A 20,906-nucleotide genomic window follows, 5' to 3' on the forward strand; every position below is an offset into this window, starting at 1 on the left:
CATCCTCTTGAATCGAAGTCGTGAGGAGAGCGGCGGCTCGGATTACTTCGCCGGCTTCGCGATCCGGCCGTCCTTGACGATCGGGACGATCGGGATGGAGTCGATGCGCGAGGAGAAGGCGACGTCCGCCTCGAGCCCGAGAGCCTTGAGGCGCTCGCCCGCCTCGGTCCCCGCCACGATGCGCGGGAGGTCGTCCCCCGCCGATCGGAAGAGGAACTCGGCGCTCTTTCCCGCGTCGTTCACCGCGAGGTCGGGGCGGCGGGCGTGGAGCCGGCTCACGATCGCGCCGGCGCAGAGCGCGTCCTCGAGCGCGAAGCGCCCGCGGTGCCCGGAGCAGAGAACGATCCAGTCCCCCTTCCCGTCGAGGTGGTCGACGAGCGCCTTCAGGTTCACGAGCGAGGCGAGCACGATCTCGCGGGCCCCCTCCGAGCGCGCCACCGCGCCCGTTCCGTTCGTCGTCGTGAAGAGGAGCGTCTTTCCGCGGACCGCCTTGGCGGTGAACTCGGAAGGGGAGTTGCCGAGCGCGTACCCCTCGATCCGCACGCCGTCCCTTTCGCCGCAAAGGAGGATCTGCTTCCTCTCGAGCGTGGAGGCGAGTCGCGTCACATCCTCGGTCGACGCGAGAGGAACGACGAGCTCGGCGCCGCTCGCGAGCGCTTTCGCGATCGTCGTGGCGGAGCGGAGAACGTCGATGACGACGACCCCCTTCCCCTTAAGCGAGGTCTCTCCGAGCTCGCCCGGTGTGAAGACGACTTCGAGCCTTGGAGGTGCGGATTTCATGAGGCGCGGCTCACCCTCTTCCCTTCTTCGCCGGCGTCGAGCTCCTCCGCGAAGCGGGTATCCGTGTCCCCCGCGAGGAACCGGGAGTGCTCGAGAAGGCGAAGATGGAACGGGATCGTGGTGCGCACCCCCTCGACGACGAACTCGCCGAGCGCTCGCCGCATGCGGACGATCGCCGCCTCGCGCGTGTCGTCCTTCACGATGAGCTTCGCGAGGAGGGAGTCGTAGTGGGGCGGGACCACGTAGCCGCTGTGAGCATGCGAATCGACGCGGACGCCGGGGCCTCCCGGCGGATGGAACGTCTCGAGCGTTCCCGCCGAGGGGATGAACCCCTTCTCCGGATCCTCGGCGTTGACCCGGCATTCGATCGAGTGCCCGCGGAAGCGGACTTCCTCCTGCTTGAAGGGGAGCGGCTCCCCGGCGGCGGCGGCGATCTGGGTTCTCACGAGGTCGATCCCCGTCACCTCCTCGGTCACCGGATGCTCCACCTGGATGCGCGTGTTCATCTCCATGAAGTAGTATTGACCGTTCGTTCGATCATAAAGGAACTCGATCGTCCCGGCCCCCTCGTAGCCGACGCCGCGCGCGCCGCGAACCGCCGCCTCCCCCATCGCCCCGCGCGTTCTCTCGTCGAGCACGGGGCACGGGGACTCCTCGATCAGCTTCTGATGTCGCCTTTGGATCGAGCAGTCCCTCTCCCCGAGATGGACGACGTTGCCGTGGGAGTCTGCGATGATCTGGAACTCGATGTGCTTCGCCGACACGATCAGCTTCTCGAGGTACACGCTCGAATCGCCGAACGCGGACTCCGCTTCGTTCCGCGCCATGCGGAGCCCCTCGGCGAGCGAGGCGTCGTCCCTCGCGATCCTCATCCCCTTCCCGCCCCCTCCCGCCGACGCCTTGACCATCACCGGATAGCCGATCTCCCGCGCGATCCGAACCGCCTCGGTGTCCGACTGGACGAGCCCCTCGCTCCCCGGGACGACCGGAACCCCCGCTTCGATCATCGTGCGGCGCGCGGCCGCCTTGTTCCCCATGCGGCGGATCACCTCGGCGCTCGGCCCGATGAAGCGAATCCCGTTCGACTCGACCATCTCCGCGAAGCGCGGGTTCTCCGCGAGGAAGCCGTAGCCGGGGTGGATCGCGTCCACTCCCGACACCTCCGCGGCGGCGAGAATGCGCGGGATGTTGAGATAGCTCTCCGCACTCGGCGGCGAGCCGACGCACACGTCCTCGTCGGCGTAGTGCACGTGCAGCGAATCCTGGTCCGCCTCCGAGTAGATCGCCACGGTCTCGATGCCGAGCTCGCGACAGGCGCGGATCACGCGGAGCGCGATCTCGCCTCGGTTCGCGATGAGGACCTTGCGGAACAAGGGGAACGCTCCTTTCGCGGCGTCAGGACTTCTCGGGACGCTTGAGGGAGAACGCGCGCTCGGCCTCTCCCTCCGCGGGCTTCCCTTCGAAGAGATCCCACGTCTTGTCGGATGTCGATTCGATGCCCCGCACGCGGAGGTCGAACTCGCTCGGGTTCGAGGAGTGCCGGAGCGCTTCCTCGTAGCTGATCTTGTTTTCCCGGTAGAGCTGCATCAGCGACTGATCGAACGTCTGCATGCCGTACTCGGTGAACCCTTCTTGGATCGCGTTCCGAATGAGCGGCGTCTTCTCCGGATCCAGAATATAGTCCCGGATCGTGGCGGTGCAAAGGAGAACCTCCACGGCCGGAATCCGCCCGGTTCGGTCCGCGCACCTCACGAGCCGCTGCGAAACGATCGCCTGGAGCGACGAGGCGAGAAGGAAGCGCACCTCTTTGTGCTGGTGCGGGGGGAAGAACGAGACCACGCGGTTGATCGTCTGGATCGAGTCGATCGTGTGGAGCGTCGAGAGAACGAGATGCCCCGTGTTCGCCGCGGTGAGCGCGACGGACATCGTGCCGATGTCGCGGATCTCGCCGATCAGGATCACGTTCGGATCCTGCCGGAGCACGTGGCGAAGCGCCCCCTCGAACGAGCGGGTGTCCTCCCCCACTTCTCTCTGGATGATGAGCCCTTTCCGGTCCTCGTGCACGAACTCGATCGGATCCTCGATCGTGATGATCTTCGCGTTCCTCGTCCGGTTGATCCGGTCGATCATCGCCGCGAGGGTGGTCGACTTGCCGCTTCCGACGGTCCCCGTGACGAGCACGAGGCCGCGCGGCTTCATCGCGATCTCCTCGACCACCTGCGGGAGGTTCAGCGCCTCGATCTCCGCGATGTGGAAGGGGACGACGCGGAACGTCATCGCGAGCGATCCGCGCTGCGTGTGGAAGTTCGCGCGGAAGCGCGCGACCCCCTCGATGTTCAGCGCGAAGTCGAGTTGGAGCTCGTCGTTCAGACCATCCTTCTGGTCCTGGGTGAGGACTTGGTCCGCCAGCGCGAGGAGATCCTCCGGCGCGAGCGCGGGAAGATCCGTGCGCCGGAGCTCGCCGTCGATCCGGTAGATCGGCGGCGCGCCGGCCTTCAAGTGAAGATCCGAAGCCCGCAGCGCGATCATCTCCTTGAGGAGCGCTTTCAGTTCGATCAAACCGCACCTCCCGCGGAAGGCCGAGGGCCCTCCGCGCCGCCTCGCGCTCGAACCCTAGGCCGGACTGAGAAGGAAGAGGGTCTGCCCGTACTCGACGGGCTGCCCGTTCTCCACGAGGATCTTGACGACGCGGCCCGCCGCTTCGGAGCGGATCTCGTTCATCAGCTTCATCGCCTCGACGATGCACACGAGCGTCCCCTTCGCGACGCGGTCCCCGAGCTTCACGTACGGGTCGGCGTCGGGCGCGGGGGCGGCGTAAAACGTGCCCACCATCGGCGACTTGATCGGGATGAGATCCCCGGTCTCCGCCTCTTCGGCGGCCGGTTTCCCCTCGATCTTCTTATCGGCCTCCGCGAGCGCCGGGAGAGGGGCTTGCGCCGCGTGGACCCCCGGCGGGGCGGATCCGATCGCGGATCTCTTCGAGACCCGGATCTTCTTGAACCACCACCACTCGATGATCTCGATCTCCTCGACGTCGCTGTGCTCGATCATCTGGATCAGCTCGCGGATCTCATCGCTGCTCCGCACGGCACGCTCCTTCAGGAAACCCGCTCCACGTAGGTTCCGGATCGGGTGTCCACCTTGATCACCTCGCCCTCTTCGATGAAGAGCGGCACCTGGACGACGGCGCCCGACTCGAGCTTCGCCGGCTTTGTCCCTCCGCTCGCGGTGTCGCCGCGGACGCCGGGATCGGTCTTGGCCACGCGAAGCTCGACGAAGTTCGGGATCTCGCAGACGACCGGTTTGCTCTCGTGGAAGAGCACGTCGATCTCCATGTTTTCCTTGAGATATTGAGTACCCTCGCCGAGGAAGTCCTCACCGAAGGTGACCTGCTCGAACGTTTGGCCGTTCATGAAGTGGTATTCGCCGTCCGACTCATACAGGAACTGCATCTTCACCCGGTCGAGCCGGACGTCGTCGAACTTCTCGCTCGCCCGGAAGGTCCGATCGATCACCGCTCCGCTCGTCACGCGGCGGAGCTTGAGGCGAACGATCGCGCCCCCCTTCCCCGGCTTGTGGTGATGTCTTTCGAGCACCGCCAGGAGCTCCCCCTCGAGGCGGATCACGTTCCCCGCCCTGAGATCCAACGCACCGATCATGGTCGCTTTGTCTTCCTCCTGTGAAGAGCATCGATCGCGCGGAGCGCGAGAAGGTAGCTCTCCTTGCCGAACCCGAGGATCTTTCCGGCGACGAGGTCCTCGATCACGGATGTCCGCCGGAACGGCTCCCGGGCATAAACATTGGAGAGATGAACCTCGATCGCCGGCACTCGAAGACCCCTCACCGCCTCGCGAAGAGCGAGGCTCGTGTGCGTCCAGGCGCCGGCGTTGAGGACGATCCCCACCGAGTCGCCGTCGGCTCGGAGGAGATGCTCGATCATCTCCGCCTCTTGGTTCGTCTGTCGAATCTCGACCGTGTAGCCGAGCGATTCCGCGAGCGAGCGGATCTCCCGGTTCACGATCTCCAACGTTTCCGTGCCGTAGATTTCCGGCTCACGGGCTCCGAGCCGGTCGAGGTTCGGCCCGTGCAGGACGGTGATCTTCCCCGCAGATCCCCCGGCCAAACCGACACCCCCGCGCGCCGAGCCTCAGGCGAGAGCCATCCTTCGCCGCAGCTCGCGGATGCGCCCGCGCACATCCTCCCGGTCCGGCTGCAGGGTGAGAACCCTCTGATAGATGGTGAGGGCCCTCTCGAAGAAGCCCTGCTTCTCGTAGACCTCCGCGAGAGAGAAGGTGAAGAACGCGATCTCCTCCCCGAGATCCCCCTCGGGATTCTCCTCCTCGGTCGAAGGAAGCGGGCGCGCAGCGGGCGGCGCCTCCGGTTCGGGGCCGGAGATTCCCTTCCGGCGCGCCTCGCCGAGACGCGTCTTCGCGATCCGGTTTCCGGGATCGAGCTCGATCACCTGCCGGAAGGCCCCCAGGGCGTCCTCTTCCCGGCCCGACCGCTCGAGTGCCAAGCCGAGGAGCAGATGGCCGGTCGAGTGGTTCGGATGGCGGAGAAGCCCGTCGCGGCAAAGACGGACCGCCTCGTCGGGCTCGCCTCTCTCGAGAACGACGTGCGCGAGGCCGACGAAGGCGAGCGACCCGGGGTCTTTTTCGAGCGCCGTCCGGAGGCGGTCGAACGCAGTGTCGACCGCGGTCTCGATTCCTACACGCTTCATGGGCTAGCCCCCGTGAGAACGCCGGCGCCGCCGCCCGGAAAAGCGGGTACACACCTCTCCGAGCGCCTCGAGGATCAGCGGCTCCGGAACCGACGGACGCAACGTAGCAAGGCCGATACCCTTTGTCAATACGATTCTTAAACGACCCCCCTCGGTCTTCTTGTCGCGAAGGAGAAGCCGGAAGAGCGTCCCCCGCTCGGCCTGAACCCCGCCGACCGGGAGGCCGAACGTTTGGAGAAGCGCGAGGAGACGCTCCCGGTCGGCCGGATCGAGGAGGCCGAGCCTCATCGAGACGTGGCTCGCCGCCGCCATCCCGATCGCGACCGCCTCTCCGTGGCGAAGAGACCCATAGCCGGCCGCCGTCTCCACCGCATGCCCGAACGTGTGGCCGTAGTTCAGCTCCGCCCGCTTTCCGGTCCGGTCCTCCTCGTCGGCGGCGACGTATTCGGCCTTGATGCGGCAGCAGCGCTCGATCACGCGCTCGAGGAGAGCCGGATCGCGCGCCGCGATTCCTTCGGCGTTCCTCTCGAGAAGGTGGAAGAAGCGCGCATCGCGGATCATGCCGTACTTGACCGCCTCGGCGAGCCCCGAGCGGTACTCGCGCGCCGGGAGGGTCGCCAGGCAGGCCGGGTCGGCGAGCACCGCCGCCGGCTGGTGGAAAGCGCCGACGAGGTTCTTTCCGCTCGGAAGATCGACGCCGGTCTTTCCGCCGATCGACGCGTCGATCTGCGCGAGGAGCGTGGTCGGGATCTGCGCGAACGGAATCCCGCGATGCCACGTCGCCGCCGCAAAGCCGGCCGTGTCGCCGACGACCCCTCCGCCGAGAGCCGCGAGGAGCGTGCGACGGTCGGCCCCCGCGGCGAGGAGGGCATCATAGATCCGCTCGACCGATCCGAGCGTCTTCTCTTTCTCCCCCGGCCGCAGAAGAAACCGACTCACGCGGAACGAACGGGCGCGAAGCGAACACTCGACGCGCACCCCGTAGAGCCGGTGCACGGCGGTGTCGGAAACGAGGAAGACGCGCTCGGCGTCCGAAACTCCGCGGAGCTCGTCCCCCGCGCGCTCGAGGATTCCGGCGGCGATGCGGATCGTGTAGGATCGGCCCCCGAGGCGGACCGGGACGCGCCTCAAGAGGCGGCCCCTGTTCGGGGGGAAGGCGCGGCGGGCGGAGACCCGGTTCGGAACGTCTCGATCACCGACTCGAGCTCCCAGAGGTAGTACTTCTTCGCGATGCCCGGCGCGTAGACGGCGTAGTCGAGCAGGTAGAGCCTTCCTCTATTCTCGTCGCGGAAGGCGATCGAGCGGAACGGACCGCCGATCGTGTACTTCTCGTTCTGCCAAAGCCCGTGCACGCGGACCGCCGGGCGCCCCTGAAACGTCCCCATGAAGGCGGTCGTGCGGGAACGCTCGACGTAATCCTCATCGTAATAGAGCATCCCCAGGCTGTCCCGAAGCGCGACGACCCGACTGGTATCGGGCAGGTTCTCGCAACCGTCCGCCCAATACACGAAGAGAAGCCGCCCAGGCCGGTCCATTTTCATCGAGAAGAAGCCGGCGTCCACGTGCTCCGCGCTCTCCTCGAACGGCGCGGGCATCTGAATAGTCCATCCGAACCTCTCGTGGATCGTGCGCGCGAGCGTGAGGTTCTCCCCTCGGAAGAGAAGAAACTCGAGGATCCGCCGGCGGTTTGACTGAAGGAAGCCGTCCCGGATCGCGCGTCCGTTCGCGCGGGCGGCCTGGGGAAAGGCGGACGCCCGCTCGGCGATCAGGAACGCGTGCGTTTGATAGCGTGCGATCGCGTTGTCGACGAAGAGGTAGCTCGCCTTCCCGCTTCGACCCGCCTCGTCGAGCGGCGCGGCTCCGAGCGTCTTCTGCGCGAGGTGGAAGGCGGGGCCTCGCTCGGAAAGATCGACGAGGACGAGATAGTTCTTCCGGCTATCCACCTCGGCGAGGTCCTTCGACGCGACCGGGTTCAGATGAAAGAGGGTTTCTTCCTGGACGGTCTCGAAGGGGATCTCGAAGGTCTCGCGGAGAGGCTTCATCACCTCCTCCGAGGGACGGCGGTCGGCGATGACGTGGATCTCGTCGTAGGAGCCGAGCGCGGGCATCAAGCGCTCGCACGAGACGGAGATCATTCCCGCATGAAGGAGCGACAGAGCGAGAAGAAAGCGAACGCGGTTCGGACGGGCCATTCCCTTCCTCCGGGCGAGGCGCGGCGTCCGAACCGTACTACCGGGAGGTGAAGGTGTCAACGGCGCCGGAGGTGTCGGCATTCGGTCCGCGCCGGGCGCGCGTCCCCGGTTCCACGAGGACCGGCTCGTACGGCCCTTCCAGGGGAACACCGTTCAGGTCGCAAGGCGCGACGAAGACGGCCGTCCTCGGGTGCACATCGCCTGGATAGGGAGGCCCGTGCAGATCGATCCCGACGACCCGCCCCATGTCGGAGCCCCGTTCGAACCCGTCGAGGAAGCTCGGGCGCGTGTTCGTCCGGATCGGAACGTCGTCGGCGCCGGAGGGGCGCGAGACGGTTTCCGCGGGCGCTCCCGAGGGGGCCGGCGCCGGCGCGCGATCGACCCCAACCCGCGTGTAGGCGAAGACCGCGAGGAGAACGACCGCGGCCGCCCCGATCGGAACCGGGAGCGGGATGCGCGCGAGCTCCTGCCACCAGGAGACCCGCGCCGGCGCGCTCCGCTCCGCGCGGATGCGGGCGAAGAGCCGTGCCTCGAACTCCGGGCCGGTCCGCACCCGCGGAAGCGTTCGCGCACCCCTCAGGAGCGCGGTGAACCGATCGTAACTGCTCTTACAAGATGGACATGCGCGAAGATGCTCATCGAACCTCGAGGAATCGTTCTTCGAGAGAACCCCGTCATAGTACGAGGAGAACCAATCGCGCGTCTTTTTGCAGGTTTTCGACTTCGTGTCCATTGCCTTTCTTCCTCGGTCCCTCAAGGTCCGGGCGTTTCACCCAAGATCGGCTCGACCAGTTCCCGGAATCTTTGGCGCGCGCGGTTGATCCGGGACTTCACGGTCCCCTTCGGCACCCGGAGGATCTCCGCGATCTCCTCGTATGAGAGATCGTCCACGTCCCGAAGAACGAAGACCTCGCGGTATCGGGCCGGCAGCTTTCGGATCGCCGCTTCGAAGATCCCCCGAAGCTGCTTGTTCTCCGCTTCCTGGTCGGGGGGCGCCGACTCGTCCGGGATCTCGAATGTGGAGGGCTCCGCGTCCGCATCGGCTCCGAACGCGTCGAGAGAGACGAGCCGCTTCCGCTTCGTGTTGCGAAGCTCGTTCCTCGCGACGTTCAGGGCGATCGTGTAGATCCATGTGGAGAACTTGGCGATCGAGCGGTAGCGGGCGGCGTTCCGGTGGACGCGGATGAACGTCTCCTGCGCGACGTCCTCCGCCTTGTCGAGGTCTCCGAGAACGCGATAGGCGGTGCTCACGATCTTCGACTTGTAGCGACGCACGATCTCGACGAACGCCCCCTCGTCCCCGTCTCGATAACGGAACATGAGGTCTTCGTCCCCCGCGTCGCGGTTCGTCGTGTGCGGAACGTCGTCCGGCATGGATCCTCCCGCCCCGTTCGAGATCGAGGATGCGGTCCGCCCGCATGGTATCGGGTGCGGCATGCGCCCGCAAGAGCCGCGCTCACTCCTCCGCGAGGCGGAACAAGGAATCGGCGAGGGATGGGTTTCTTTCCATCGAGCGGAAACGGGTGGTGAGACGCATGTTCTCGTCGGGGAGAAAGGTCTCCACCTCGCGCGCGTACGCGTTGTCCCCTTCGCCGTAACGATACGTCGACGCGAAGAGGACCCTCCCTCCCGGCTCGACCACGCGCCGCGCGCCGACCGCGTACGACGGGGGCGAGACATCGAGCACCTCCCGGAGGCCGTCCTCCCGATCGAGGACGACGCGGAGGAGTCCTCCGGCTCCCGCCGCCGAGAGGCTCACTAAGTTCTCCCGCACGAAGAGGTTCTCCGGGCCGGCATGCGGCGCGACGAGAGAGGGCGCGTCCGCGGGATCGATGCCGAGAATCGTGATGGGCCCGCCCTCGTCGTTCGCGAGAGAGGCGCGCTCGACGGCTTCCGAGCCGGGGCGAAGCGCCTCGATTCGATCTCCGCGGCGAACGACGAGAAGGCGTCCCGAGCCGAGACCGAGAAATCCGGGAACATCGATCGCGAGACGCATTCGGGACGGCCGCTCGAACCACGCGTCAAAGTGGAGGAAGTGCTTCTCGCGATCGGTTCTGAGATAAACCGTTCCGTTTGCGTGAAAGGATCGGACCGACTCGGCTCGCGCGCGGAGAGCGGCGAGAACCTCCTCCGCGTCGGCGGGGGGCGCGGGAGGACCCTTCACCGTCCGGGAGCAGCCGATCCCGGCGAGGAGAATGAGAGCCGCGAGAAGCGCGCGCGCGCAGTCGGTTCGCCTCACGGTCCCTCCACGGCCCGAAGCTTGTTGCGGACCTCTTCGTTCTCTCCGCGGCGCCGAAGGAGCTCGGCGTAGGCCCGGGCCGCCTCCTCTTTCCTTCCCGCCGCAGCGTACGCGTCCGCGAGATGCTCGAGGATCACCGCGTCCTCCGGCCGGCCCGCATGCGCTCGCTCCAGCTCGCGCGCCGCGCGGTCGAAGTCCCCTTTGCGGAAGTAGACCCAGCCGATGCTGTCGCGGAAGAAGGGGTTCTCCGGGCGAAGCTCGAGCGCGCGGAGGACGAGCCGCTCCGCTTCGTCGAGGTCTTCTCCCCGGTCGGCGAGGAGGTAGCCGAGAAGGTTCAGCGCTTGCGGGTGGTCCGGTTCCGCCGGAAGGAGAACGCGAAGCGTCGCGATCGCCTCCTCCTCCCGTCCGAGCTCCGCCTCAAGGCTCGCCTTCTTGTAGAGGAGGTCGGGCGATTCGATCCCTTTCTCGCGAGCGAGCGTGAACCTCGCGAGAGCCTCCTCCCGCCGTCCAGCGGCCAGGTAGGAATTGCCTAAGAGATAAAGGACCCCGCCGTTCGACGGGTCGATCTCCGCCGCGGTTTCGAGGGCGCGGAGCGACTCCTCCGCGTCTCCCCGCCGAAGCCGCGTGTACGAGAGGCGGGTCCACGCCCAAGAATCCTCGCGGTTCTCCTGGAGCATGCGGCGGAGCGTCTCCTCCGCTTCCTCGAAGCGTTCCAGGGAGAGGCGAAGCTCGACGAGCTTCCGCGCCGGCGCCGGATCCCGGGGGTCGAGCTTCCACGCCGTCTCGAGCGCGGCGATCCCCTCCCGCTCGCGGCCGAGCCCGAGGTAGAGATCCGCCACCTCGGCGCGGAGCTTCGCGTTCGACGGATCGATCTCGGCGAGGGCCTCGGCGTGGCGGATCGCGTCCTCCCCCCTGCCGAGGCGCAGGTAGATCCCCGCGAGCCGATGGTGGGTGTCGAAGGGACGGTACCCTTCGGCGGCGAGCTCCTCGTAGACCGCGGCCGCCTTCTCCCAGCGTTCGCTCTCCGCGTACATCTTTCCAAGAGAGGCCCGGATCGGAGCGTCGTTCTCCGCGAGTCGGATCGCCTCCGCGTACTCCTCCTCGGCCCGATCGTAGTCCCGGCGGTGGCGGAAGAGATCGCCGAGCCGCAAGCGATAGAAGGCTTTTTCCGGCGAGAGCTCGGCCGCTCGCGAAAGGTGGGCGATCGCCTCCTCCTCATCGCCGCGGGATTGGTAGAGCATCGCCAGAAGGGAGTGAATCGTCCCTTCTTCTTCCCTCGCCGCGAGCGCCTCGAAGCGGGCGATCGCGACGTCGGTCTTTCCGGTCTCGAGATACGCCTTCGCGAGAACGGAGAGAGCGTCCTCGCGCACGGGGTCGAGAGCGACCGCGCGTTCGGCCTGGTCGGCCGCCAGACGAAACTCGCCGCGCTCGAGATGAAGCTCGGCGAGGCGCGCGAGAACGTCGACCGCTTCCGGGTCCGCCTCGGCCGCATCGCGGTAGCTTCGCATCGCCTCGTCGGCGAGCCCCTGATGTTCCTGAAAGCGCGCGAGGAGGTAGGAGGCGTACGGGTCTTCGCCGGGAATCCTCTCGCGCTTCTCCCAAACGATCTCCTCGAAGGGCGCTCCTCGATCCCTTCCGGAAGCGCACGAGAGAAGAAGAAAGAGAAGCGAGAGGGTGAGCGCGCGTTGCATCGAACCTCCCTGCCGGCTCCCGGCCGGCGGCCGAACCGGGAAGGGCTCGGACCCGCGGCGCGGGCGCTCAACTTCGCGGGCATCCCTCCCGAAACTTAGCATAGGCGGAGGAAAAGGGCGAAGGCGGCGAGATCCTCTCCCCGGCGTCGCGGCGGCCCTGCCTTCATCGGCGTTGACGTATCCGGCCGGATCGGGTAGATTGACGGTCGTAGGGACCCTTTTCGAGGAGAAGACGTGAGGCTCGTTCCCTTCGTTTGCGTCGCTTCCTTGCTCGCGCTTCTCGCCGGGTGCTACACGGTTCTCAACCATCCCGCCGAGGTCGCCCTCACGAAGAGCGTCGAGGGAGAGACCGCGGAAGTCCCCTGCTCCGACTGCCACTACGAAAGCGAGTGGTTCGGTGCCTACGATCATCAGCTGATCTACGGATGGCCCGGGCTTCTCGCCTACGATCGTTCGGACTGGTGGTTCGACTACTACCGAAGGCCGTGGTGGCAGGGCCCGTACGGGTACGGCGACGACTGGCACTTCTCTGGCGGCGGCCCCGGGGGGTCCGAGGATTCCTCGTGGAAGAAACGCGCGCTTCGCCGAGGAGAGACGGAGGGCGAGCCCGCTCCGACCGGTGTCCATCCGGGAGGCGCCGCGCAAGGATCGAGTCGCGCGACGCCGGCTTCTCCCTCCTCCGGCTCGAGCGGCGGGGAAGAGAAGAAGGCGAGCGAGCCCGAGCCCGCCCATCGCAAGAAAACCCCCAGAAGGTAGCGAGCGGAAAAAATGAAACACTCAATCGTCGGTCTCGTTCTGCTGTTCGGAACGGCGGTCGCCGCCCTCGCGTCGGGGCATCCGTACACCGAGCTGGAAATCCCGGTGCCGGAGCTCACCGGAACGCATGCCCGCGCTTTCGGGATGGGAGGCGCGCACATCGCCGTCGCGGAGGACGCCTCGGCGCTCACGTGGAACCCGGCGGGGCTCGTGAACATCCGGAGGATCGAGATCTCGGCCTCGCTCGCACGGGGCGATCGGAGCGTGGAGACGGTCTGGCACGGGACCTCCGCCGATTGGGGCGGGATCGACAACCAGCTCGGCGGGCTCCACTTCCTCTATCCGTTCCCGGCCTACCGGGGATCGCTCGTGCTCGGGATCGGCGTCGACCGGTTGCAGGACTACTCGCTTCACTACAAGCGGAGCGGGGTCGATCCGAACGTCGGCTTCTTCGGGGGCGGTCCGGCTCTTCTCACGGACACCCACGAAAGAGACGGCAAGCTCTCCGGCTATTCGGCGGCGGTCGCGTGGGACGCCGGCCCCCGGCTCTCGTTCGGGGGGTCGCTCACGTACCTTCGAGGTTCGATGTACGACGAGCAGACCTTTTTTACGGAAGATATCTATGCGCAAGATACTTCGTACATTTCGATCGAGGACTACTATCTTCTCGACGCCAAGATCTCCGGGTTTACGGCGATGGCCGGCTTCCTCTACAAAGCCTCGCCGAGGGTTCGCTTCGCGGGCGTCCTCGGGGCTCCGCGCTACTTGAGCTTCGATCGCTACGAGCTGCAACGGACCTGGGATCGCTTCGAGGACGGAAGCGAGGAGGTTACGTCCGACGAGATCCCGATCTACGACGACGAGGAGATCACCTTCCCCTACTGGATCGGTTTCGGCGTGTCGGTGGCGGCCCCCGGGTTGATCGTGGCGGCGGACATTCGCCACACGGATTGGCGGGAGATCAAGGACGAGATCGGGAGCCGGAGGGTTCTTCTCCGCCCATACTACCGGGACGGGACCTCTTTCTCGATCGGGGCCGAGGGGATCCTCCCCTTCGCTCCTCTTCGCGTGCGCGCCGGCTACCGCTACGATCCGGCTCCGTTCAACCTGACCTACATCCCGTTCGACAGCGAGGACGTCATCGACATCGGACGGGATCCCGCCGAGATCGACATCGCGATCGATCGCGAGCGGCAGTTCCTCAGCTTCGGCGCCGGGTATCTCTTCGACCGAGTGCTCGCGGTCGACGTGGCCTACCAGATGGGACGGCTCGAGCGCGTGTCGGAGGATCCCTCCCGTGCGCCCTACCGCGAGGAGCGCTCGAGCGACGAGGTGATCCTGTCCGTCGGTTATCGGTTCTAGCGAGCGATTAAGCGTCGAAGATGGTCCTGCCCTCCGCGCTTCGGATGCGGAGGGCTTCTTCTTTTCCGCGGACGAGCGCGTGAAGGGTTTGCGTCACGGGGACCGCGAGATCGCGGCGGCGGGCGAGGCGGACGATCGCACCGGAGAGAAACTCGATCTCGGTCGGTCTCCCCGACTCGAGATCGAGGAGCATCGAGTTCCGATTTCTTCCGGTGACGAGGGCGATCTCCATCGTCCTCTCGGCCATGTCGATGACGTGCCCCGCCTCGGCGCGGGCGACATCCTCCGTCTCGCGCACGGCGGCGCGTAGAAGCGAGAGAAGAAACGACGAGCGGACGAGCGCCCCGTTCGGAAGTCCGGTGATCGCGCCGAGCGGGTTGATCGCCGCGTTCACGGCGAGCTTCTTCCAGATCTCCCGCCCGATCTCTTCCGCGCGCCGCGCCGGGAAGCCGCTCGCGGAGAGGACGTCCGCAAGATCCTCGATCTCGAGGTCCGCCTCCCGGTCGTGGGCCGGGACGAGCGGGCGTCCGATCAGCGTGTTTCCGCGTCCGAACCAGACGATGCGCCCCGGGCTTTCGATCGAAACGCCGTGGTAGACGAGGCCCCGCACGATCTCTTCGTCGGGGAAATGCGCGCGGAGGATCTCCTCGTTGCCGATTCCGTTCTGCAAGCAGAGGATCCACCGCGGGGAGACGCCGGATGCGGCGAGGGACGCGCATGCGTCGTGAAGATCGTATGTCTTCACCGCGATCGCGACGAGGTCGAACGAGCCGGCCGGAACGCGCTCCGCCGTCTCGGGGCGGACGAGAAGGCTCTCCGCCTCCGATTCGATGCGGAGGCCGTTCGCGCGGATCGCGTCGAGATGGGGCGGCCTCCCAACGAGCGTCACCTCATGGGCGCGGGAGAGAAGCCCGCCGAAGAGCGAACCGATGGCGCCGGCTCCGAAGACGAGAACGCGCATGCCTTCGTCCTTTCCTCTTCCCATCGTACCAGCCGAAGCGGTCCTCGGGGAACCCCGCCGCGCGTTGACAGGGTCCGGAAGCGGACGCTACACTCCGCCGCGTCGCGGAGGCGGGCCTCGGACCCGAATGGGGAGCCGTTCCGGCTCCGTACATCCTGATGGGGACTCCTCCCGATCGAACCGGAACCGGGAGGCGCGCGTGCGGATCGTTCTCTCCATCGCTGCGCCGGGAGGTCGGGCCGAGGCGGCGCGCTGGGCGCTCGGGCATCTTCTCGAGGCGCGCGGGTTCTCGGTCGGGGAGCGCCCCGAGGGGAGCGCGCCGTACGTGCTTCTCGTCTACGGGGACGCCGCGAAGGAGCCCCCACCCGGCGTTCCGGTCGTCTTCATCCCTTCCCTTCGCGTCGAGTTCCTTCACGGTGCGGCGCCCCCCCCGCCGATCGAGATCGTCGATCGAGCGGGAAACCTCTCCTTCGCGTTTCCGCCGTTCGTGGGTCTTCCCGCCGGCGAGCCTCTCTGGCGCGACGCGCACGGGCGCCCCGCCGTCTGCCGTCCCGCCGGCCGGCGCGAGGAGGTGCGCTTCGGGTTCGACCTCACCGCGGCTGCGTACTTCGCCCTTTCGCGGATCGAGGAACGGACGGGGAACCGGGACGAGCTCGACCGCTTCCCGCCCGCTTCCTCGTGGGCCGTGCGGCGCGGGCTTCTCTGCGAGCCGATCGCAGACCATCTCGGCCGGCTTCTCGGCGAGGCGATCGCCGAGGCGCTCCACGGGGCGGGGCGAGCGACCGTGCGCGTTCTTCCGTGGCCCGAAGGGCGGCCGCACGCGATCGCGCTCACGCATGACGAGGACCTCGTGATCCGTTGGGAGCGGCGCCTCGCGCGCCATGCGGCACAGGCGCTCGCGGGCGGAGGGCGCGGGCGCGTCGCCGGCCTCCGGCTCTTCCTTCGCGATCTCGCCGAGGGGAGAGTCCCGCAGACGATCCTCTCGCAGCGCCTCGCGGACCGGCAGGCGAAGCTCGGCATCCGCTCCACCTTCTTCTTTCTCGCCACGCCGAGCGACCGCTTCGCCCGTCGCTACCGAGTGGACGCCCCTCCGTTTCGCCAACTGCTCCGGCGTCTCGTCGAGGACGGCTTCGCGGTCGGCCTTCACGGCGGCCTCGACTCGTACCTGTCGGCCGAGGAATTGGTTTATGAGAGAAGGATCGTTTCCGAGTCGGCCGGGTGCGCGCTCGCGGGGATTCGGCAGCATTACGCGCGCCTTCGCGTCCCCGAGACGTGGGAGGCGCAGCGCGCGGCCGGTTTCCGCTACGACGCCTCGCTCGGCTTTCCGGACGCGCCCGGCTTCCGCGCGGGGACCGCGTTTCCGATCCGGCCGGAGGGGACCGGCTCCTTTCTCGCCTTCCCGCTCCACGGGATGGACCGGGCGCTCGCCGCCGCCGGGCTTCGCCGCGCGGAGGATTGGGAGCGCTGGAGCGAACCGGTGCGAATCGTGAACGGCATCCTGGACATTCTGTGGCATCCGTACTTCATCGACACCGACCTCGATCCGGAACGGGAAGCGCTCACCGGCGAGCTCCTCGAGTGGGTCGCCGCCCGGAAGAACGAGGCATGGGTCGCAACGCTCGACGAGGCGGCCGAATGGTGGGAGGCGCGGCGATTGGCGGCGGTGAGCGGTCTTCGCGCCGACGAGCGAACGGTCGTCCGGGTCCGCTTCGGATCCCCCCTCCGCGCGGTTCATCTCGGCGCGGTTCCCGCGGGATCCGAGATCCGCGTGGAGAGCGCCGACGGAGCGAGCGACGTGATCGCGCGCGGCGATCGAGTGGAGGTCGGCGAGGCGGCGGCGGGCGCGGAGATCGTCCTCTCGCTCCTCCCCCGCGCGTCCCGAGAGGGAGCCCTTTGAGGGACAACCTAACGAGGAGAGCCGGCATCATCGGCGCGTCCCGGCTCGTGGCGAGCTCGGTGGTCGGGCTCGTCGTGAGCGTGGTTCTCTCGCGGGTCTTCGACCCCGCCGTGTACGGGACCTTTCAACAGACCTGGTTCCTCACGCAGATGACGATCGAGATCGCCCTCTTCGGCATCCCGATCGGGATCCTCTACTTCGTTCCACGCCTGACGGAGCCGGAGCGGCGCGGGCTCTTCCTCCGCGTCTTCCTTCTCTTGGCGGGAATCGGAGCGGTTCTCGCCGCGCTCCTCTACGGGGCGGCTCCTCACGTGTCGCGCCTCTTCGACAATCCGGCGCTCGAGGGGACGCTCCGCGTCTTCTCCTTGTACGCGCTCTTCCTCGTCCCCGGCATCCCGATGGACGCGTTTCTCATCGCGCAGGAGCGCCATCGCCTCCTCGGTCTTCTCACGATCGCGCACTCGCTCCTCTTCCTCGCCGCGGTCTTCCTTCCCGCGGCGCTCGGCCTCGCGCTCGCGGGGATCCTCTGGGCGCTCGTCGGGTACGGCGCGCTTCGCGCGGGCCTCGTGTTCGCGGCGGCCGCGACAACGGTGCGGAGCGTCCGTGCCGCGGCCGGCAAAGGGCTTCTTCGACGATTCGTTCTCTACTCGATCCCCGTCGGCCTGAACGATCTTCTCCGCGTCGTCGGACGGTGGCTGGACAAGACCGTCGTCTCCGCGTATTTCAGTCCTGAAGTGTTCGCGGTCTACGCGAACGGCGCGGTCGAGATTCCCTTCGTCGGGGTCCTCTCCGGCGCGATCGCCTCGGTGATGATCCCGGAGTTCTCGAGGCTGTCCGACGAGGGGAAGCGGGGAGAAGTCCTCGCGCTCTGGCATCGGGCGACGGTGAAGACCGGGGTGCTGCTCCTCCCCCTCTTCGTCTTCTTCATGATCCTCGCCGCCCCGTTCCTCGTCTTCCTCTTCTCGGAGACCTACCGGGCGAGCGCGGGCCCCTTCCGCGTCTACCTCCTTCTCCTTCCGCTCCGGAGCGCGGCGTACGCGCCGATTCTTCTCGCGCTCGGAAGGCCGCGCCTCGTGGCGCTCGGCGCCCTTGGGGACGTCGCCCTGAACCTCGCGCTCTCGATTCTCCTCATACCGGCGTTCGGTTACCTCGGGCCGGCGATCGCCACGGTCGCGACGACCTACGCGCAGGCCGCGTTTTATCTCTCCTGCACCTCGCGCCTCTTGTCGGTTTCGTGGAGGCGCGTCTTCCCGTGGATGGGGATCGCGCGTCTTCTCCTCCTCTCGCTCGTTCCCGCTCCACTCCTCCTGCCGCTCGCGGGCGCTTCGCTTCGTCCGATCGTCGTTCTTGCGATCGGAACGGTTCTCTACTTCGGTCCGATGATCCTTCTCATGTGGCGCTTCGGCCCGCTCGGGGAATCGGACAAGGAGCTCGTTCGCCGTTTGCTGAGGATCTCCAAGAGTTCTTAGTCATCGCTCCGACAATGGTCAGAGGCTATACGCCGGCAATGACGAAGGGGCTCTCGCCGTTCACGCGCGGAAGCGGGAGGAGAGGGATGGAAAGGGCGAGATCGCGAAACGACGCGAGATCCTTGACGAGCGAAGGAACAACATCCTCCTTCGTTCCGTCGTGTATCGAGAGGAGCTCGACCCGTTCGATGCGGGCTCCCCCGTTCTGCGTTTCGAGAAGGGCGAGCGCCGAGGCGTCGCGGGAGGGATCCTCGGCGTTCTCCGGCCCGGCGGCGCGAAGAAGAAGCTCCTCGCGCGAGGCGAGAAGCTCCGCGATCCGGCTCCTCCCCTCGACGAGAAGCGCCTTCGCGGAAGCGTCGGTCGCGTCGCATCGGAAGCCGACCCGCACCTCCCCCGCGAGGAGATCGACGCGAAGGAAGAGGCGACCGGCCGACAGGACCCCCGCGTCCCACGACTCGTCCGCGAACTCGAGATCGAGCGCCCGCGCCGCGAAGGCAGGGAGATCGGCCGGGGCGTGACCGCGGGTCGAGATCCTGCGGATCCCCTCGCCGAGAAGACGCCCGTCGAGATCGGCGGCGAGAAGGCGGGCCGCGGCGGTCAGCCGATCGGCGGCGGAGACCGCTTCCCGGTAGCCGCGCAGATGGCCGGGATCGAACCCGAGGAACGGAGCCCTCCCCTCGGCCGCGAGAAGCCCGAGGAGATCCTCGATCACGTCGCGCGCGGGCGGAGGCTCCCCCCTTTCGCGCAGGCGGCGGTAGAGGATCTCGTAGACTCTCGACCAGCCGAGCCAACGGCACGGCGCGTCGCGCGTCGAGCGGAGCTCGGCGTGGACCTCGTCGATCCCGTGCGGAGGCGCGCTCCCGTCGGTCAGAAGGAGAAGGTGGAAGCGCGGGGAGAGCTTCCAGCCGGCGCGGACGAGCGGAAGGAGCTCCTCCCGGCGAACCCTCTCCCGCACCCAACCGACCACGAAGAGAAGAAGAGACTCGCTCTCCAACACGACGTCGGGGCTCGCGGCCCCGAGCTCCGGCCAGAACTGGATCTGAAGCGACGCGTACTCCCCGGGCGCGACCTCGACCCCGGCCTCGCCGAGAAGCGCCGCCAGATAGGTCTCTCGGTCGACCATCTTGAGCGTGCCGAAGAGCCGGGAGAGGAGGACCTCCTCCCGGTTCATGCGCGCGTGGGCTTCCGCCGCGTACAACGACAAGGCCGCACCCCTTCGCGGATCAGACCACGCCCAACGCTCGCAAATCCCGTACCAGATTCCGCGCGAGGTTTTGAGGTCTATTTAGTTGCGGCGAAACGAGTTGTGGGATGGCCTCGGCGCCGCGCCTGCACCGGAATTGCGTTCTGCAACTCGATGGGAGGGCAGGAAACGCGCGCACCTCCTTCCGAGAAGGTAGCCCGGGCGGTGCGCGCGTTTCCGTCACGAGGATGCGATCCGCGGCCGCCGGGGTGTGGGGCAAGGGGGTGAACCGGCGAGTTCCCGAGCGCGCCACGGAAACGGTGACGCGGAAAGGCGACAGGCAACATCTTCCTCGACGGATCCGTCACTATTCCCGGGCCCGGCGCGCTCGGGGTGTCTGAGCCGGCGCCCCCTTGCCCCGGGCCCCGGCCGAGAAGGTACGGGGCGAGTTTCTGTCGGAGCGTGGTTCGTCCGGGCTACGGATCGACCCAGATCGGGCTTGACCAGGCGATCCCCCCGTCCATCTGGGTGAGTCGGATGTAGTAGTACGAAGAAGCCGCGAGGTTCCGCCGCGCCCTCAACGACCCCTCGATCGCCGTCCCCTTCCCGAAGACGGTGTCGATCGGCGTTCCGTTCTCGAGGAGCTCGACCAGGTCGATCGGCGCGGTGCCGCACGCGACGAAGCGGAACGCGAGCGGATCCGGAAGCGCGGAGGCGCTCACCTCCTCCCCCATCCAATGGACACCCAAACGGACCTCGAGGACGATTCGCTCGCCGGTCGTCGCGTAGGTTCTTCGTGCATCAAGTGCTTCCCACACTTCCTCGCGGGTTCGGCCGGACGCATAGACGCCGAGGAGCCCGCCGCACGGAGAAGCGGTTTCTCCCGGGTGTCCGACGTGCCCGTCGCCGCTTCCGACGAACCCGAGACGATATCCGCGCGCGAGCGCGTCGTGAACGAACGCTCCCGGAACCGGATCGTAGATCCCCTTCGGACACCCGAAGCATTCCGAGCTTCCGTGGATCGAGCTGATCTCGACGAGCCGCTCCCGGTTCGGCGGCGGCTCCCAGCTCCAATCGATCGGGACCGGCCCCCCCCCGGTGTGGTGCGCGATCGTGAGCGCGCGCCCCTCCGGGAGCGCGTCCCACAGCTCCTCGGGCGTGTTCGTCGCCGAGTCCGCGAACGAGAAGAGCTCCCCCGCGTCGTCCGGGTAGTACACGTTTCGATGGCCGTACGTCCAGCTGGTCCATTCGTAGGCGAGAAGGGCGACGAACCTCCCCGGATCGTTTGCCCGCGCGATCGCCTCGCGGATCCTCTCCCACGAGGAAGCGAGCGGACGGAGACCGTGGTGATCATGGTCGGTCAGCGCGAAGAGGTCGAGGTTGCCGACTTTGCGCGCATAGCGGACGAGATCCTCCGGCTCTCCCGTTCCGTCCGAAAGGCGGGAGTGCTGGTGGATGTCCCCCCACAGAAGGCGGAATTCCGAGCTCTCTCCTCGCGGGCGGACGCGAATCGGGTTCGAAACGGCCTGGAGCGCGCCTCCCTCTTCGACCACACGGATCGTGTGGAACCCTGGGGTCTCGAAACGGACGGGGAACGAGCGGGCTCCTTCGTCCTCCGGCCGGAACTCGCGGTTCACCGGCAATCCCGTCGTCTCG

At 67.4% G+C, this 20,906-nt stretch carries 20 protein-coding genes; 4 read left to right on the forward strand and 16 right to left on the reverse strand.

Annotated elements, in window-relative coordinates; genetic code table 11:
• Nucleotides 1-42: 42 nt before the first annotated feature.
• The 13 genes from FJY73_09870 to FJY73_09930 form a co-directional block, all read right to left on the reverse strand.
• Complete coding sequence (locus tag FJY73_09870; GenBank protein MBM3320969.1) at nucleotides 43-780, reverse strand: 2-phosphosulfolactate phosphatase; 738 nt, start codon at nucleotides 778-780, stop codon at nucleotides 43-45.
• Entirely contained in the window at nucleotides 777-2,153 is a 1,377-nt protein-coding gene (gene accC / locus FJY73_09875; GenBank protein MBM3320970.1) for an acetyl-CoA carboxylase biotin carboxylase subunit, read from the reverse strand. Before accC ends, FJY73_09870 begins: the two co-directional genes overlap by 4 nt.
• 22 nt (nucleotides 2,154-2,175) lie before the next feature.
• Nucleotides 2,176-3,309, reverse strand: a complete 1,134-nt coding sequence (locus FJY73_09880; GenBank protein MBM3320971.1) for a type IV pilus twitching motility protein PilT — start codon at nucleotides 3,307-3,309, stop codon at nucleotides 2,176-2,178.
• Between the two features lie 84 nt (nucleotides 3,310-3,393).
• Nucleotides 3,394-3,831 (reverse strand): acetyl-CoA carboxylase biotin carboxyl carrier protein, encoded by a 438-nt coding sequence (accB, locus tag FJY73_09885; protein ID MBM3320972.1) that lies wholly within the window; start codon nucleotides 3,829-3,831, stop codon nucleotides 3,394-3,396.
• A 47-nt stretch (nucleotides 3,832-3,878) separates the two neighbouring features.
• Nucleotides 3,879-4,439, reverse strand: a complete 561-nt coding sequence (gene efp, locus FJY73_09890) for an elongation factor P (GenBank protein ID MBM3320973.1) — start codon at nucleotides 4,437-4,439, stop codon at nucleotides 3,879-3,881.
• Nucleotides 4,436-4,903: a 3-dehydroquinate dehydratase gene (locus FJY73_09895; protein MBM3320974.1), complete on the reverse strand. Its 468-nt coding sequence runs from the start codon at nucleotides 4,901-4,903 to the stop codon at nucleotides 4,436-4,438. Before FJY73_09895 ends, efp begins: the two co-directional genes overlap by 4 nt.
• 24 nt (nucleotides 4,904-4,927) lie before the next feature.
• Nucleotides 4,928-5,500, reverse strand: coding sequence for a tetratricopeptide repeat protein (locus FJY73_09900; GenBank protein MBM3320975.1), 573 nt, complete (start codon nucleotides 5,498-5,500; stop codon nucleotides 4,928-4,930).
• 3 nt (nucleotides 5,501-5,503) lie between these two features.
• Complete coding sequence (gene aroB / locus FJY73_09905; GenBank protein MBM3320976.1) at nucleotides 5,504-6,631, reverse strand: 3-dehydroquinate synthase; 1,128 nt, start codon at nucleotides 6,629-6,631, stop codon at nucleotides 5,504-5,506.
• Complete coding sequence (locus FJY73_09910; protein ID MBM3320977.1) at nucleotides 6,628-7,692, reverse strand: DUF4837 family protein; 1,065 nt, start codon at nucleotides 7,690-7,692, stop codon at nucleotides 6,628-6,630. Before FJY73_09910 ends, aroB begins: the two co-directional genes overlap by 4 nt.
• A 37-nt stretch (nucleotides 7,693-7,729) precedes the next feature.
• Complete coding sequence (locus FJY73_09915) at nucleotides 7,730-8,425, reverse strand: zf-HC2 domain-containing protein (protein MBM3320978.1); 696 nt, start codon at nucleotides 8,423-8,425, stop codon at nucleotides 7,730-7,732.
• Between the two features lie 20 nt (nucleotides 8,426-8,445).
• The gene (locus FJY73_09920; GenBank protein MBM3320979.1) at nucleotides 8,446-9,066 is read right to left on the reverse strand and encodes a sigma-70 family RNA polymerase sigma factor; all 621 of its coding nucleotides are present in this window, start codon (nucleotides 9,064-9,066) and stop codon (nucleotides 8,446-8,448) included.
• Between the two features lie 82 nt (nucleotides 9,067-9,148).
• On the reverse strand, nucleotides 9,149-9,931 hold the full coding sequence (locus FJY73_09925) for a hypothetical protein (GenBank protein ID MBM3320980.1): 783 nt from the start codon (nucleotides 9,929-9,931) through the stop codon (nucleotides 9,149-9,151).
• Nucleotides 9,928-11,622 carry a tetratricopeptide repeat protein gene (locus FJY73_09930; GenBank protein MBM3320981.1) on the reverse strand — a complete coding sequence of 565 codons (1,695 nt, stop codon included), beginning with the start codon at nucleotides 11,620-11,622 and terminating at the stop codon, nucleotides 9,928-9,930. The genes FJY73_09925 and FJY73_09930 overlap by 4 nt, the downstream gene beginning before the upstream one ends.
• Before the next feature lie 234 nt (nucleotides 11,623-11,856).
• On the opposite strand from FJY73_09930, the gene FJY73_09935 reads away from it, so the two are divergent.
• Both FJY73_09935 and FJY73_09940 read left to right on the forward strand, forming a co-directional pair.
• Nucleotides 11,857-12,378, forward strand: coding sequence for a hypothetical protein (locus tag FJY73_09935; protein MBM3320982.1), 522 nt, complete (start codon nucleotides 11,857-11,859; stop codon nucleotides 12,376-12,378).
• A 12-nt stretch (nucleotides 12,379-12,390) separates the two neighbouring features.
• Nucleotides 12,391-13,740: a hypothetical protein gene (locus FJY73_09940; protein MBM3320983.1), complete on the forward strand. Its 1,350-nt coding sequence runs from the start codon at nucleotides 12,391-12,393 to the stop codon at nucleotides 13,738-13,740.
• 7 nt (nucleotides 13,741-13,747) lie between these two features.
• Here the strand turns inward: FJY73_09940 and FJY73_09945 are convergent, their stop codons facing one another.
• Nucleotides 13,748-14,701, reverse strand: a complete 954-nt coding sequence (locus FJY73_09945; GenBank protein MBM3320984.1) for a 2-dehydropantoate 2-reductase — start codon at nucleotides 14,699-14,701, stop codon at nucleotides 13,748-13,750.
• Nucleotides 14,702-14,900: 199 nt separating this feature from the next.
• On the opposite strand from FJY73_09945, the gene FJY73_09950 reads away from it, so the two are divergent.
• Together FJY73_09950 and FJY73_09955 are read left to right on the forward strand one after the other, a co-directional pair.
• Entirely contained in the window at nucleotides 14,901-16,598 is a 1,698-nt protein-coding gene (locus tag FJY73_09950) for a hypothetical protein (protein MBM3320985.1), read from the forward strand.
• Complete coding sequence (locus FJY73_09955; GenBank protein ID MBM3320986.1) at nucleotides 16,595-18,067, forward strand: polysaccharide biosynthesis protein; 1,473 nt, start codon at nucleotides 16,595-16,597, stop codon at nucleotides 18,065-18,067. The genes FJY73_09950 and FJY73_09955 overlap by 4 nt, the downstream gene beginning before the upstream one ends.
• Nucleotides 18,068-18,092: 25 nt before the next feature.
• Here FJY73_09955 and FJY73_09960 read toward each other — a convergent pair whose 3' ends face one another.
• Complete coding sequence (locus tag FJY73_09960) at nucleotides 18,093-19,271, reverse strand: hypothetical protein (GenBank protein MBM3320987.1); 1,179 nt, start codon at nucleotides 19,269-19,271, stop codon at nucleotides 18,093-18,095.
• Between the two features lie 455 nt (nucleotides 19,272-19,726).
• Nucleotides 19,727-20,887 carry a CehA/McbA family metallohydrolase gene (locus FJY73_09965; protein MBM3320988.1) on the reverse strand — a complete coding sequence of 387 codons (1,161 nt, stop codon included), beginning with the start codon at nucleotides 20,885-20,887 and terminating at the stop codon, nucleotides 19,727-19,729.
• Nucleotides 20,888-20,906: the final 19 nt, after the last annotated feature.

Source organism: Candidatus Eisenbacteria bacterium, assembly GCA_016867715.1.
In the GTDB taxonomy this organism is placed as follows: domain Bacteria; phylum Orphanbacterota; class Orphanbacteria; order Orphanbacterales; family Orphanbacteraceae; genus VGIW01.